This window comes from Pseudomonas sp. GM55, from assembly GCF_000282395.1.
GTDB classification, from domain to species: domain Bacteria; phylum Pseudomonadota; class Gammaproteobacteria; order Pseudomonadales; family Pseudomonadaceae; genus Aquipseudomonas; species Aquipseudomonas fluorescens_CC.
The window spans coordinates 1-13,167 of the sequence record NZ_AKJJ01000139.1; the positions used below are offsets into that span (position 1 = coordinate 1).

Annotated in this window: 12 protein-coding genes; 7 read left to right on the forward strand and 5 right to left on the reverse strand. The window is 49.8% G+C overall.

Annotated elements, in window-relative coordinates; all coding sequences use genetic code 11:
- Positions 1-612: 612 nt before the first annotated feature.
- Together PMI31_RS26580 and PMI31_RS26585 are read right to left on the reverse strand one after the other, a co-directional pair.
- Positions 613-1,176: a TetR/AcrR family transcriptional regulator gene (locus PMI31_RS26580; protein ID WP_008022721.1), complete on the reverse strand. Its 564-nt coding sequence runs from the start codon at positions 1,174-1,176 to the stop codon at positions 613-615.
- A 106-nt stretch (positions 1,177-1,282) separates the two neighbouring features.
- A complete protein-coding gene (locus PMI31_RS26585; RefSeq protein ID WP_008022723.1) occupies positions 1,283-2,767 on the reverse strand; it encodes an amino acid permease in 1,485 nt (494 codons plus the stop codon).
- A gap of 391 nt (positions 2,768-3,158) precedes the next feature.
- Here PMI31_RS26585 and metC point away from each other — a divergent pair, with 391 nt between their 5' ends.
- Positions 3,159-4,328 (forward strand): cystathionine beta-lyase, encoded by a 1,170-nt coding sequence (gene metC, locus PMI31_RS26590; protein ID WP_008022724.1) that lies wholly within the window; start codon positions 3,159-3,161, stop codon positions 4,326-4,328.
- Positions 4,329-4,438: 110 nt separating this feature from the next.
- Here the strand turns inward: metC and PMI31_RS26595 are convergent, their stop codons facing one another.
- Positions 4,439-5,752, reverse strand: coding sequence for a sigma-54 interaction domain-containing protein (locus tag PMI31_RS26595; RefSeq protein ID WP_008022726.1), 1,314 nt, complete (start codon positions 5,750-5,752; stop codon positions 4,439-4,441).
- Positions 5,753-5,959: 207 nt separating this feature from the next.
- On the opposite strand from PMI31_RS26595, the gene PMI31_RS26600 reads away from it, so the two are divergent.
- From PMI31_RS26600 to PMI31_RS26620, 5 genes are all read left to right on the forward strand, one after another.
- Positions 5,960-6,844 carry an MBL fold metallo-hydrolase gene (locus tag PMI31_RS26600; RefSeq protein WP_008022727.1) on the forward strand — a complete coding sequence of 295 codons (885 nt, stop codon included), beginning with the start codon at positions 5,960-5,962 and terminating at the stop codon, positions 6,842-6,844.
- A gap of 36 nt (positions 6,845-6,880) precedes the next feature.
- Positions 6,881-8,557 carry a bifunctional protein tyrosine phosphatase family protein/NAD(P)/FAD-dependent oxidoreductase gene (locus PMI31_RS26605; RefSeq protein ID WP_008022730.1) on the forward strand — a complete coding sequence of 559 codons (1,677 nt, stop codon included), beginning with the start codon at positions 6,881-6,883 and terminating at the stop codon, positions 8,555-8,557.
- 3 nt (positions 8,558-8,560) lie between these two features.
- Positions 8,561-9,385, forward strand: a complete 825-nt coding sequence (locus tag PMI31_RS26610) for a sulfite exporter TauE/SafE family protein (RefSeq protein ID WP_008022733.1) — start codon at positions 8,561-8,563, stop codon at positions 9,383-9,385.
- Positions 9,386-9,795: 410 nt separating this feature from the next.
- Entirely contained in the window at positions 9,796-10,626 is an 831-nt protein-coding gene (locus PMI31_RS26615) for a DMT family transporter (protein WP_443217038.1), read from the forward strand.
- 75 nt (positions 10,627-10,701) lie between these two features.
- Positions 10,702-11,094, forward strand: a complete 393-nt coding sequence (locus PMI31_RS26620; RefSeq protein ID WP_008022736.1) for an ACT domain-containing protein — start codon at positions 10,702-10,704, stop codon at positions 11,092-11,094.
- A gap of 154 nt (positions 11,095-11,248) precedes the next feature.
- Here PMI31_RS26620 and PMI31_RS26625 read toward each other — a convergent pair whose 3' ends face one another.
- Together PMI31_RS26625 and PMI31_RS26630 are read right to left on the reverse strand one after the other, a co-directional pair.
- Positions 11,249-11,614, reverse strand: coding sequence for a histone-like nucleoid-structuring protein, MvaT/MvaU family (locus PMI31_RS26625; protein WP_008022738.1), 366 nt, complete (start codon positions 11,612-11,614; stop codon positions 11,249-11,251).
- A 258-nt stretch (positions 11,615-11,872) separates the two neighbouring features.
- Entirely contained in the window at positions 11,873-12,475 is a 603-nt protein-coding gene (locus tag PMI31_RS26630) for a hypothetical protein (RefSeq protein ID WP_008022740.1), read from the reverse strand.
- Between the two features lie 303 nt (positions 12,476-12,778).
- Here PMI31_RS26630 and PMI31_RS31520 point away from each other — a divergent pair, with 303 nt between their 5' ends.
- Positions 12,779-13,048 carry a type II toxin-antitoxin system CcdA family antitoxin gene (locus PMI31_RS31520; protein ID WP_008022744.1) on the forward strand — a complete coding sequence of 90 codons (270 nt, stop codon included), beginning with the start codon at positions 12,779-12,781 and terminating at the stop codon, positions 13,046-13,048.
- Positions 13,049-13,167 lie beyond the last annotated feature (119 nt).

Consider the following 13,167-nt stretch of genomic DNA (forward strand, 5'->3'; position numbering starts at 1 on the left):
CCGATCATGTCGGAGCAAAAGGTTTGGCTGCTGACGGCGCCGATCACGTGGGTAAATATCAAGTGGCTTCCAAAGAAACTAAGATTCGGGTCGGTGGTATTGGCTCCGATGCGGTGGCTTCACTTAGGTAGCTGGTCAATCTATAGGAGTAGTAGTGAATCCTATGGATCTATATCTCTAAAGGTCGCGCTGGAAATGGCAGTTAGCTGCCATCTCCTCCGCAGATCCGTGCGGAACTATCGCATACGGCTCCTCGCCTTAGTGACGCGAAGCGTTCCCCTGAGTAAGGATGTGCACTTCTGGTTTTGGGGGCTTTCTTGCCTTCATAGGCGGCATGCCGGAGACCGAAACCGCCAAGACGCATGAGGTTTTCCGTCGCCGCGTGATAATTGGAATACTCCCCCTCCCACCTGCGATGCTGTACAGCCCAACGGAAAACCTCGATCAGCTGGGCCGTCGAAGCGTTAACGGGATAATCCGTCTTGGCTAGGTGTGGTACTCATTGCGTCAGGAAATGCAGGGGCTGCCATTGCGTCAACTCAACTACACTGCCGTCCGTGCAAAGTGCGTCCCACGGAGGAGTGGAACTATAGATAAAATCCTGAGCGCGAGTTAGGAAACGATAATATTTTGCAAAATCAAATTAAACCCAGACTGATCAACCACCTTGTCGCTAAGTGCCCAGGAAACAAAACTGCTGCCTTCAAGCAAGCTCAAGATCGCTCTTGAAACCTCTTTCGGGTTGAGATCTGCCTTAATAACTTTTTGGGATTGACCTATGACTAGATTACTTTCTAACCAAGAAATATGAATCTCAAAAAACTTCTTAGTCAACTCCTTAAGGCTTTCTGGCAGCGCAGACAGCTCAGCTGCAAGCGCACCGCAAAGTGGCAACATGCCGTTATCCGAGCTATCGACAAAAAGCTCGGCAAATGCTTTTAGCCGACCTACTACATCATGACTCTCTTCGTTTATTGACTCTAAATTCTTGGAAAATCTGAATAGGTAACTCTCAATAACAGCGATTCCGAGCCCTTCCTTTGTAGGGAAGTGATGATGAATGCTCGCCTTTTTTATGCCAATTTCATCAGCCAGATCGGCATAGCTAAATGCAGCGTAGCCTTTGGTGCGCAGCAATAACTCGGCGGTGGTTAAAAGGTCGGAACGCGTACTCATAAAGCTTACCTAGAGTTTTTAATGAATGCATATTAGCTGTCTTAAGGCAACAGTTCAACTCTAGAGATGAGAGGACGCTGTAAAACGACCTCTCATCTCTATTAAGCTAGGCCCCTACGTGGCTAGGATCGCTTTTAATTTCTTCCGAACCTTTAGCTTTGGAACGGACGGCCTTCGACCAACCCAGCATCAGTGCACCGGCGACTAACGGTATAGAAAGAACGGTGTAAGTTCCGTTGGGATAATCGAACGCCAAGAGAACCAATACCACAAGCAAGAAAACAAGAGTTAGCCAAGAGGTGAACGGCGCTCCAGGCATTCTAAATGAGACCATTTCGACCTCACCTCTTTTTACAGCACGACGGTAATTTATTTGCGATAAAACAATGAATGCCCAAGTCGAAAGAATCCCCAGCGATACTAAGTTCAGTAAGAGCTCAAATAATTGCGCGGGGATCAAGAAATTCAGTACAACACCAAATACGTTAATCCCCATGGTGACCAAGATCCCCATATAGGGTACCCCTTGACTACTCATGCGTTTAAACATTTTTGGCGCTGACCCACCCATCGCAAGTGACCTCAACACGCGCCCAGTGGCGTATAAACCTGAATTGAGACTTGAGAGCGCCGCTGTCATTACAACAATGTTCATTACGGAGCCAATGCCAGGTACACCAAGTGCTTCAAAAAAAGTTACAAAAGGACTGACGTTAGCGCTATAGGCTGTCCAAGGGAGCACAGTAACAAGCAGAAATACGGAGCCCACGTAAAACAAACTTATTCTCCAGATCACCCCATTAATGGCTTTGGGAATAACTTTTCTTGCATCCGCCGTCTCGCCAGCAGCAGTCCCCACCAACTCTATGCTCGCATAAGCAAAGATGACGCCTTGCACGATGATGATTGCTGGCAAAAGCCCATGAGGAAATATCCCCCCGTTATCCGTGATCAAATGCAAGCCAGGAATATGTCCTGCCACCTCATGCCCAGTAGCAAAAAAGAACGACCCGATCACCAAAAAAATACTGATAGCGGCGACCTTTATCACCGCGAACCAGAACTCCATTTCACCAAACCATTTGACACCGACCATGTTCATCAATGTCACTACACCCAAAGCACTTAGCGCGAATACCCACTGAGGGACATCCGAAAATATACTCCAATACTTCATATAAATAGCAATGGCGGTTATATCAACAACACCTGTTAACGCCCAAACTACAAAATACATCCATCCTGCAACGAAAGAGGCACGCTCACCCATAAACTCCCTGGTGTAAGATACAAAACTTCCACTGCTTGGACGGTGCATCACTAGCTCACCCAGTGCCCTCAAAATGAAAAAGGCAAATATCCCACAAACCAAATAAATCACCGCAAGTGCAGGCCCCGCGATTTGCAGTCTGGCCCCAGCCCCCAGGAACAGACCTGTACCGATGGCTCCACCTAGCGCCATCATTTGTACATGACGTTTCTTTAAATGCTTTGAATATCCGCTTTCATGAGAATCAAGCCAGTTCGATCTATCTTTTAGTTCGCTGCCACACTGAACTGTTGAGAGAGATTGTATTTTTTGTTTTTTCATGTTTCACCCAAGCGATTAATTTGCAGTTTTTGTTCTTATCCCTTGCAAACTTAACTTTCTTCTTCCCATTCCAAACGGGAAGTGCGAGAGAAGCCTTGAGCTCCCATGTCGTCAAAGACTCTAAACCTCTCCCACCCAATGCCACAACACGCTCAGATCATCGCTTTTCGGTCGACCAGGTAGCGAAATCCCAAGACACAAAAAACCTACCATTCACATGGTAGCCATGCAAACTCTATTTTTTAAATATTTTTAATGTCTTGTTTTTTAAAGAGTTTTACCTACATGCCAACCTTGTGGTAGACATTTAATGAAAATGGCATTTTAATCTTGAACCTGCGGTAACTAGTGCGTAGCCAAATCTCACCAAACGCTAGAATTGGAAGCCGGTATGAAAAAATATAAAAACGTGCAAACCCTACTCGCCCACGCCTCTATCGAGCCTGATCAACATCATGGCTTCGTTAATACACCGGTTTACCGGGGTTCCACTGTGGCGTTCCCTACGTGTGAGTCGATGCGTGAGGGCCGCCAAAAATATACGTATGGCCGGTGGAACAACCCCTCGACGGAAGCATTGACTCAGGCCCTCCAGCAGCTGGAGGGAGCGGAAGGCACGGTTCTTTGCCCCTCGGGGCTCTCGGCATGTACGACTGCCATACTGTCGGTGGTGGGAGCTGGGGATCACCTGCTCATTGCCGACAACGTGTATTCGCCGATAAGGGCTTTTTGTGAGCAGGTGGGTCAACGCCTTGGAATCGAGGTCACGTTTTACGACCCGACAATAGGTGCCGGCATCGTAGATTTCCTCAAACCAAACACTAAAGCCATCTATACCGAATCTCCTGGCTCCTTGACTCTGGAATTACAAGACATCCCTGCGATAGCCAAGGTTGCCCATGAACATGACATCCTGGTTATTACAGACAACACTTGGGGTACCCCGCTTTACTTTCCATCACTGGAACTTGGTGTCGATCTATCCATCATGGCTGCCACGAAATATATCGTCGGTCACTCAGATGCCGTTCTTGGTACCGTATCAGCCTCCAAGCGTGCGTGGGATAGCCTCAAGCGATTCCATTTCAACATGGGATTGTTTGCGAGTCCGGATGACGTGACGCTGGCGCTCCGAGGGATGAGGACGCTAGATGTGCGACTGGAACGTCATTACAAAAACGCGACGACTGTCGCCAAGTGGCTGGAGACACGCGAGGAAGTGGAAGCAGTTTATTATCCTGCATTAGAGTCTCACCCTCAGCACCAATTATGGAAAAGGGATTTTAAAGGAGCATCAGGTTTACTGTCCTTCGTGACAAAACCTTCCACGCAAGCAGCGGCAGATGCACTCTTGGATAGCCTATCGTTGTTTTCAATTGGCTACTCTTGGGGCGGTTTTGAAAGCTTGGCGATGATCGCAGATCCTAAACCCGTTAGAAGTGCGACGTCCTGGGAAATTGATGGGCACCTTGTGCGGCTGCATATTGGTCTTGAAGACCCATCTGATCTGATCGAAGACCTCGAACAAGGCTTTGCGAAATTCAACATGTTACGCGGCTAATCTTCAAGCTAATTATATGCACAGCCCTTAATTGGGCTGTGCTTTCTTGTCCGCCCGAATGCTTTATCTCAAGATCAACACCTTCAACACTGCTCGCCGATAAGACTCATCTATTTCCCTTCTAAAACCTGAATCCGACGATAAAGCGTTCGTTCACTAATCCCCAGTTCTTTGGCTAAATCTGCTCGCGACCCCTCGAACCCATTAAGTACCTGGGCAAGGTTTTTTAGGGACTTGCTATTTCTATTTGTAGTTTTGTACTGGGAGACGTAGCCAGTTACATTCGTAGGCAAATCTCTTTCCCGTACAATCCCATCGTCACTGAACAGACGCGCCCGTTCAAGAATATTTTTTAGCTCCCTGACATTCCCCGGAAATGAATACAGCATAAGGCGCTTCAATGCTTCCTCGTCAATTTCAGCCCGACTGCCAGGTGCAATTCGTTTTAGATGACTTTCTATAAGCAGCGGCAAATCGTCTAAACGCTCTCTCAATGGCGGAAGCGTTATAGGAAAAGCACTGATTCTGTAGTAGAGGTCTTCGCGAAAAGTGCCAAGTTCAACCATATCCTTTAAAGGTTTATGAGTTGCAACAACGAGACGGAAATCGGAATGGATCGTCCGTAAACTACCAACAGGTCTAAAACTGCCAGACTCAATTAGACGCAACAATTTGACTTGCATGGAGAGAGGTACATCGCCTATTTCGTCCAGAAAAAGCGTACCGCCATGCGCAGCCTCTGCAAGCCCAATTTTCTTACTGAGCGCGCCTGTGAATGCTCCTTTTTCATGGCCAAATAATTCACTCTCGAACAGTGACTCTGAAAGGCCGGTGCAGTCGACTACAACCAGAGGTGCCTTTGAGCGCGGACTACCCATATGGAGCGCCCTAGCGAACAGCTCTTTACCGGTTCCCGACTCACCCTGCAAAAGAACGGGAATCGGGGAAGGCGCCGCTCGCTGCAGCGCGCTCAACGCTTGTTTAAAAGACGGCGACACGCCCACTAGCCCCTGCTTTTGCGGCTGCGCAGACGCTATGTCTACGGTGATCAATCTTTCAACGTAAGCAACTACCTGGCCCTGGCGATCCAAAATGGGACGAAGCTCAACATCAACGTGTTCTGGCCCCCGGGGAGTGTGGTGAATATGCAGCACCCTTTCCGCAGCATGGCTATTAAACGCCTTGCGCATTGGACAAAGCTCACCCGCCTGATCGCAGGGAACGGCATAGCCATGCGAAACCTTGAAGCATTTGGAGCCAACGTGCGGTTTTCCCTCAACACCAAAATGCCTTTGATAGGCCTTGTTGGAGGCGATGACGTTGTACTCGACATCCAGGACGATGGTGGGTCTATCGTCATGCTCAAGGTAAGAAATCAACGCTTGAACATCTACATTGCTCGTAGCGATTAGCCCACTACTCATAATCTTCTCCCGAACACGTATGTTTCCTACTGCCAAATACTGCCAAATACTGCCACAGACTGCCAGTTAACTGCCAAAAATAATGGCAGACACGGATACCTCGCCCTGGAAACTCAGGAAACACGCTGTTTAGAGCGTTCAATGGAAAGATCAACACTGGCATGGATCTTGAGACTGCTGACATAGCAGCTATTCAGGAGCTATCTAATGTATTTCGGCGAAAAAATATTGGTCGAAGAATTCTTTGACGAAGCGACATCGACGTTCAGCTATCTGTTGCTTGACCGCTCTACCATGCAGTGTGCGCTTATCGATAGCGTGCTTGACTACGATCCGAAATCGGGCCGCACAAAAACTGAATCAGCCGACAGAATCGTTGCACGCGTGACGGAACTGGGCGCATCCGTCGAATGGATCCTTGAGACACATTTACATGCCGATCATCTGACCGCTGCTCAATATTTGAAACAACGGCTAGGCGGCAAGATTGGCATCGGAAACAGAATAAAAGACGTTCAAAAAGTCTTTAGCCACTTGTTCCATACAGAGGATGAACTTAAAAGCGGTTCCGATCAGTTTGATATTTTGTTTGATGACAACGATACGTTTCATATTGGCAGCTTAACCGCCCAAGCGTTGCATACGCCTGGTCATACACCTGCCTGTATGACCTATCTTATCCAGGATGAACAAGCAGGTCTCGCGTTCGTGGGCGATACATTGTTCATGCCCGATTACGGCACAGCAAGGTGCGACTTCCCTGGAGGGGACGCCAGAACACTCTTTCGGTCAATACATAAGATTTTGGCGCTTCCTGAATCAACCCACATTTTCATGTGCCACGATTATCGTCCGAATGGCCGACCGCTCGCGTTTATCACCAGTGTAAAAGCACAAAAGCATGAAAACATCCATGTCCGCGAAGGTACAAGCGAAGATACGTTTGTGAACATGCGAGAAACACGTGATGCAACTCTCGACATGCCAATGCTGATACTGCCATCCGTCCAAATCAATATGCGTGGCGGCAACATGCCAGAGCCAGAAACGAATGGTATCCGCTATCTGAAAATACCGCTCAACACGCTTTAACGCTTTAACCTTGCGTAGTTATCAACGGAAAATAATATGAATACTTATAAATTAAGTTCGGATTTTTCTATTGCGTCGCAACTGACCGTGGTCGATGTGAAGCAACTGGCTGAGCTCGGGATTCGTACTCTCATCTGCAACAGGCCGGATGGCGAGGCAACCGACCAGCCAACACATGTAACGATCCGCCAAGCAGCTGAAGCAGAAGGCATAACGTTTCACTACCTGCCCACCCAAGCATCGGCCATCGCTGATGAAACGGTAGATTCCTTCGTTGCAATTTTAAAGGAGGCGTCGAGACCTGTGGTTGCCTACTGTAGAACTGGCACCCGGTCAGCGATGCTGTGGGCGCTCTCTGAGGCAGGCAAGCAGAGTCTGTCCGCCATTCTCGAAAAAACCAAAAGCGCACAGGTGGATGTTTCTTCACTTGCACGCAGAATCAGCAATGGCGGACGCACCGTTAACGCCATGGCTACGACTCATCACCAGATCGTCATTGTTGGTGCCGGCTCTGCAGGCATTGCCACCGCAGCCAGCCTGAAGTCACGAGAACCGAATCTGGATATCGCACTAATCGACCCTGCTGACGCGCACTACTATCAACCTGGGTGGACTATGGTCGGCGGAGGCGTCTTCGAGGCTGAATCTACTGTAAGGACTATGGCATCTGTCATGCCTCGAGGTGTGACGTGGATCAAAGCAGCGGTAACTGCTTTCGACCCACAGACCAATGCAGTCGTCCTCGATGGAGGGAGAGTTATTCAGTACGACCAGCTTGTCGTCTGCCCTGGCTTGAAGCTCGATTGGTCGGCTATCAAAGGACTGACTGAGACATTAGGCTCCAATGGCGTAACCTCTAATTATCGCTACGATCTTGCGCCTTACACCTGGAAGCTTGTCCAGGAACTCAAATCAGGCAAGGCCCTCTTTACGCAGCCGCCAATGCCAATCAAGTGTGCGGGTGCGCCTCAGAAAGCGCTCTATCTCTCATGCGATCACTGGTTGAAAAACGATCGCCAGGCGCAGATAAAAACGCAATTTTTTAATTCCGGCGGTGTGCTATTCGGCGTCGCCGACTACGTCCCTGCCCTCATGTCGTACATGGAAAAATATGCGGTCGACTTGAAATTCAGCCACAAGCTGGTTGCCGTGGATGGCCCCAACAAACAGGCGACTTTCGAACGTACCGATAAAGATGGAAACACCCAGACCGTGATTGAGTCGTTTGACCTCCTCCACGTCGTGCCTCCGCAGGTTGCTCCTGACTTTATTCGCTCAAGCCCGCTAGTGGATGAGGCGGGATGGGTCGACGTTGATCCGAAGACCTTGGCTCACCGCAAATTTTCCAATGTTTGGGCGCTAGGAGATGTGGTGAATACCACAAATGCGAAAACCATGGCGGCTGCACGTAAACAAGCGCCGGTCGTAGCGAACAATGTCCTGGTTAACCTAGGGATGAAACAGCATCAAGCTGCGTATAACGGCTATGGCTCCTGCCCTCTTACGGTTGAGCGTGGGAAAGTTGTCTTGGCCGAGTTTCTCTATGGCGGAAAGTTAGCGCCGACGTTTGCTACCTGGTTTGTGGATGGGCGCAAACCCTCTCGTTTGAGCTGGTTTCTTAAAGAGAGAATTCTCCCGTCTTTCTACTGGCACTGCATGCTGAAAGGGCGCGAATGGTTCGCTGACACGGAAGTAAGTCAGGCGGAGCATTAAAATATGGATGAGCACAGTATGCTGGCCGTCGTTCTTGGCGCGGTCATTGGAGGTGTTCTAGCCATGACTGGTGCAGGCGGGGGAATCCTCGCCATTCCTGTATTGGTTTTCGGTCTAGGTTTATCAATGACCCAAGCAGCCCCTGTCGGGCTGCTAGCAGTGGCTTTAGCTTCCGGCGTCGGAGCTGTGCTCGGATTGAAGCAAGGCGTCGTTCGATATAAAGCAGCTGCCTTCATATCATCGATTGGAATCGTGGCTGCGCCGCTAGGCTTACACCTGGCTCAGCGCATTCCCAACAAGCCTCTCGCACTCGTGTTTTCGTTGGTGCTGATCTACGCAAGCGTGCGCATGTTGCGCAATGCAAGTCGGGAAATCCGTAATGGCGGTGCCGCTACACGACGCGAGGTGTTGCCCTGCGTACTTAATCCGGTAAAGGGGCGGTTACGCTGGACGCTGCCCTGTGCTCGAGTATTGGCGTTTACCGGTTTCACGTCGGGCTTACTGTCAGGCTTGCTGGGTGTCGGAGGCGGTTTCGTCATCATTCCGGCCCTGACGCGATACACCAATCTGGAAATGAAAAGTATTGTCGCAACTTCTCTTGCGGTGATCGCATCGGTTTCAATCGGCGGAGTGATTGCAGCCGCTATCAGCGGCGTTATGTATTGGCAAGCAGCGGTACCGTTTGCCGCCGGTGCGGTTTTAGGGTTGATCGCGGGAAGGCAGCTAGCGCACAAGCTGGCCGTTCCTCGTTTACAACAGGCGTTCTCGATCGTCGGTATTGTCGCTGCCATCATGCTGGCAGCTAGCGTACTCGGTTTCACTTCATAGCATTTTTCGGCACATTCAGCGTCTCCACTTGGAGACGCTCATATGCCGAGGTACGGATGACCTGGCTGGAATAACCTTCTGCCGCTGCTCTCCCAGGCCGTCAATCCATACATGGATCTGATCGCCAGGGTGTAGCCACTGCGGCTCCGGATTCGACTGACATCACACAATCACAGATAATTATGTTGCAAGCCTACCAACTGAACGGTAGCCTTAATCATAGCAACCAACAATATATTTTATGAATTTCGCTTGGCTTGAACAACTGCTACTGACCGCAGAAGCTGGAAGCCCCAAGCGCGAGGTAACTTTATAAGTCTGTAGTAACCTATACGTACTGTGGGGAACAGCTAGTGTCACAGCACATACTTAATATATCGCTATTCAAAGGCGCCAAAAAAGTAGTCCTGTTGACTACTTTAGCAATGCTAGCTTTTGCAGCCAACTCGGTGCTTTGCCGACTTGCTCTTCGTCATACAGAAATTGATCCTACCTCCTTCACACTAATACGCCTGGTGAGCGGAGCTATCATGCTTTGGGTGCTTCTATCGATTAAAAATGCTACGTCCCGCCCCTCAGGAACCTGGTTTGGTGCTTTCACCCTGTTCACCTATGCATTCGCTTTTTCATACGCATATTTGAACTTAGAAACTGGAACTGGCGCGCTACTTTTATTCGGCGCAGTACAACTCACCATGCTTGGTTACGGGTACTGCAAAGGCGAGAGGATGCAAGGAGTCGCAATTGCAGGGCTACTCCTTGCTATCGGAGGTCTTGTGGCCTTGTTATTACCCGGGACAAGTGCGCCTGCGCTTGGTAGCGCTGGAATTATGCTGTTGTCAGGCATTGCATGGGCCGGATACTCCTTAATCGGCAAGCAATCGAACGACCCACTCGCATCGACTGCAGGAAATTTCTTGCGAGCCATCCCTATGATGCTTTTGGCATCGATCCCCTTCGTACAAGACTTTTCAATAGATTTATTGGGCGTTCTTTGCGCCATTGCTTCTGGGACGATTGCCTCAGGCGTTGGTTATGCAATCTGGTACGCGGCGATACGTTCGCTGTCATCATTTCGAGCAGCAACCATCCAACTGAGTGTTCCTGTCTTAGCGTCTCTCGCTGGGGTACTCCTCTTGGGTGAACAGCTTACCGTTCGCTTAGCACTGACATCGTTAGCGGTACTAGGAGGAATTGGCTTGGTGCTCAGCGACAAGCGCTTAGCAAATGGTGCTAGCTAATCTCAAGATTCCTACAGCCACAGGTGGGCAATCACCAACGATTACACGATCGCTTCATCAATCTTAAGGAACCTTATGCAACTCGCAAAAAGCATCAATCTGAAAGTATTGCCCGACGCCTACAGCATTTCCCGACTGCAAGGGGACGAAAAGCTTCCGTCTTGGGCTGATGGCGCAGGATTCGTCAGCATCTCACGTTCGCCTGAGGAGCTATCGATCGTATGCTTGCAATCACGGGTACCTGAAGGAATAAAGGTTGATCGAGACTGGCGATGCTTTCAGTTCGTGGGCCCGTTCGCCTTCGATGAGACAGGCATCATCCTCTCGGTAATCCGCCCACTTACCGAAGCCGGTTTCGGCGTGTTTGTGGTGTCAACCTTCGACGGCGATTACATGCTGCTCAAAGAGACCGACTTCGAGAAAGGACTGTTGGTGTTAACTGAGGCTGGGCACAAAATCTACCGTTAACTCAGCACGCTGCGATACCTCGGAATCCTGATCATTAGCCACGGTTACAGGCAAGCACTCAAATCTCTGAGAGGCCCTTAAGGTATCGGATCTCCATAAATGCAATCTCCAAAAAAGGGCCTCAACTGGGCCCTTTTTTGTACTCAAACCTATATCACTTGGTCAGCCAGGACTCAACGGTCGCGGCGCCGTGCTGTGCTTTCCACTCCTTCAGCGTCTTGTGATTGCCGCCTTTGGTTTCGACGACTTCGCCGGTATGAGGGTTTTTATAGACCTTCACTTGGCGTGGTTTACGGCTGCCGGCTTTGGACTCAACAACTGGAGCGCGACGGCCCGCCTGCGGGTCAAGTAGGTTGATCACATCCTTCAAGCTGTAGCCGTATTCAGCCAGTAACGCGCGCAGTTTGGACTCAAATTCAATTTCTTTTTTAAGGCCAGCATCGCCTTTCAAAGCTTCGAGCGCTTGGAGCTGCTCGGCCAGGTGTTTTTCGAGTTGGCGGAATTCTGCGAGTTTAGACATTGGAAAATCTCAAGGTGATTAGTTGCCTAACAGTACACCAATATAAACAGTTGAATCAGCTGTTTCTGACAGACTTCCGCGACTGCCTGCCGATGGGAAAGGACGCTTGGTCAACGATCTCTTGGCCACGCGTCGTGCCGTAAACGCTGTTAAAGCCCCAACGATCCCGAGCAATAGTCGGCATCAAGAGGCTAAGGCCGCGCTTGCGGAGCGAGGCCTGGTGCGTTGGGATGGAGGTAGGTACGGCCTCAACAAGTATCAGGTCGCGTTTACTCCATCTGCGCACTCCTGATTAATCTGCGCCTTAGGCTTTGTTGCTAAAAACACCGCAGTCCAAAGCTGTTCCGCTAGCCACTGTGCTTCACTTCGGCTGAGACTCCACCCAACCCATCCAAAACACATTAAGACGTATTGGCCATCTAGTCTGATCTGAAAATCATAGATAGCCTCTTCACCATCCTTAAATTCCCGCATCGGCTCGGGATCAAGCAGGGCTCCTGTAATTAAGAAATTTCTACCAGTCATCACAACTTGGAGCAAATCAGATGTCTCCTGTGATCCAAACGGCTCATGGCGCTCAATGAGAGCAGCCCAATGATCATGAGCACTCTGGATATTAGACTTATCCAGCTTTGAGTGATTGTGATCAACCGAATTGAGTACTGCTCTGATTAGACCAGATGCGATCTCATAAGCTTGCTGTATGGTGAAGCAAGCTTTGAAGTCGTGAAGGGTTACACGTATGAGTCGAGACTGGGTAAGTTTGACTGTCGCACGATAATGCTCGTCTGTGCCCGGAAAACTGAAAAATTCAGAGGACTTGAAGTTGAGGCGGGATTTCAAACGGTCGTTGTCGCTCATAGCACTCTCGAAAAATTGGCTTACTAAATGCCAATCGGCTCAACTCCTACGAACCTTTAACAGGCTCCAAAAATTTTATTGAGCACGTCAGCCTGAGGGATGAGTCGAAATTGACCAAGCTCTTCTGAGATTGAACCAAAAACTACTTTCAATGTGCCATCAGCAGTAAAGCAATCGCTTCTTCGCGTAAGCGGCTAGCCGTGCGGGCTGGAATGTTGCAATCAGGAACGGTCTTAATGGCCATATAAAATGGGGTGTTTGCTTAAGTGTAAGCTCGGTGATCGCGGCTGAGGACGCAACACCATGCAGAGTGAGGAGGAAATTCAATTTGAGCTGGCTCTGGCCGAGGCACTGAGGAGGAAGCAGTGCGAGCAATGGCTGGCAGAGAACAGCAAAGCCGTAAATGCCTACAACGAAGAAGTGGAAGCCCACGGCTTTTTAGCGACGACGTACGGAGCTTCTGATGCCTATCTCTCGCTACGTGGCTGTTTTTCGGCCTGCAACAACGGGCCTCAGATGAATATCGGGGGTTTCATCTCCCACCTGGAGACGCGGGCCGAATCAGCTGGCTGAAACAAATATCGAGGGTTTTATCTCTCGGACGCGAGGCTGCTGCGGCCCGCAACACCAGGCCTCAGATGAATATCGGGGGTTTCATCTCCCACCTGGAGACGCGGGCCGAATCAGCTGGC

What these genes read in the sequence shown, in the direction of transcription:
- metC (WP_008022724.1), top strand. Translation starts at nt 3,159, where the DNA reads ATGAAAAAATATAAAAACGTGCAAACCCTACTCGCCCACGCCTCTATC.
- PMI31_RS26580 (WP_008022721.1), bottom strand. Translation starts at nt 1,176, where the DNA reads ATGAGTACGCGTTCCGACCTTTTAACCACCGCCGAGTTATTGCTGCGC.
- PMI31_RS26620 (WP_008022736.1), top strand. Translation starts at nt 10,702, where the DNA reads ATGCAACTCGCAAAAAGCATCAATCTGAAAGTATTGCCCGACGCCTAC.
- PMI31_RS26605 (WP_008022730.1), top strand. Translation starts at nt 6,881, where the DNA reads ATGAATACTTATAAATTAAGTTCGGATTTTTCTATTGCGTCGCAACTG.
- PMI31_RS26610 (WP_008022733.1), top strand. Translation starts at nt 8,561, where the DNA reads ATGGATGAGCACAGTATGCTGGCCGTCGTTCTTGGCGCGGTCATTGGA.
- PMI31_RS26585 (WP_008022723.1), bottom strand. Translation starts at nt 2,767, where the DNA reads ATGAAAAAACAAAAAATACAATCTCTCTCAACAGTTCAGTGTGGCAGC.
- PMI31_RS26600 (WP_008022727.1), top strand. Translation starts at nt 5,960, where the DNA reads ATGTATTTCGGCGAAAAAATATTGGTCGAAGAATTCTTTGACGAAGCG.
- PMI31_RS31520 (WP_008022744.1), top strand. Translation starts at nt 12,779, where the DNA reads ATGCAGAGTGAGGAGGAAATTCAATTTGAGCTGGCTCTGGCCGAGGCA.
- PMI31_RS26625 (WP_008022738.1), bottom strand. Translation starts at nt 11,614, where the DNA reads ATGTCTAAACTCGCAGAATTCCGCCAACTCGAAAAACACCTGGCCGAG.
- PMI31_RS26630 (WP_008022740.1), bottom strand. Translation starts at nt 12,475, where the DNA reads ATGAGCGACAACGACCGTTTGAAATCCCGCCTCAACTTCAAGTCCTCT.
- PMI31_RS26595 (WP_008022726.1), bottom strand. Translation starts at nt 5,752, where the DNA reads ATGAGTAGTGGGCTAATCGCTACGAGCAATGTAGATGTTCAAGCGTTG.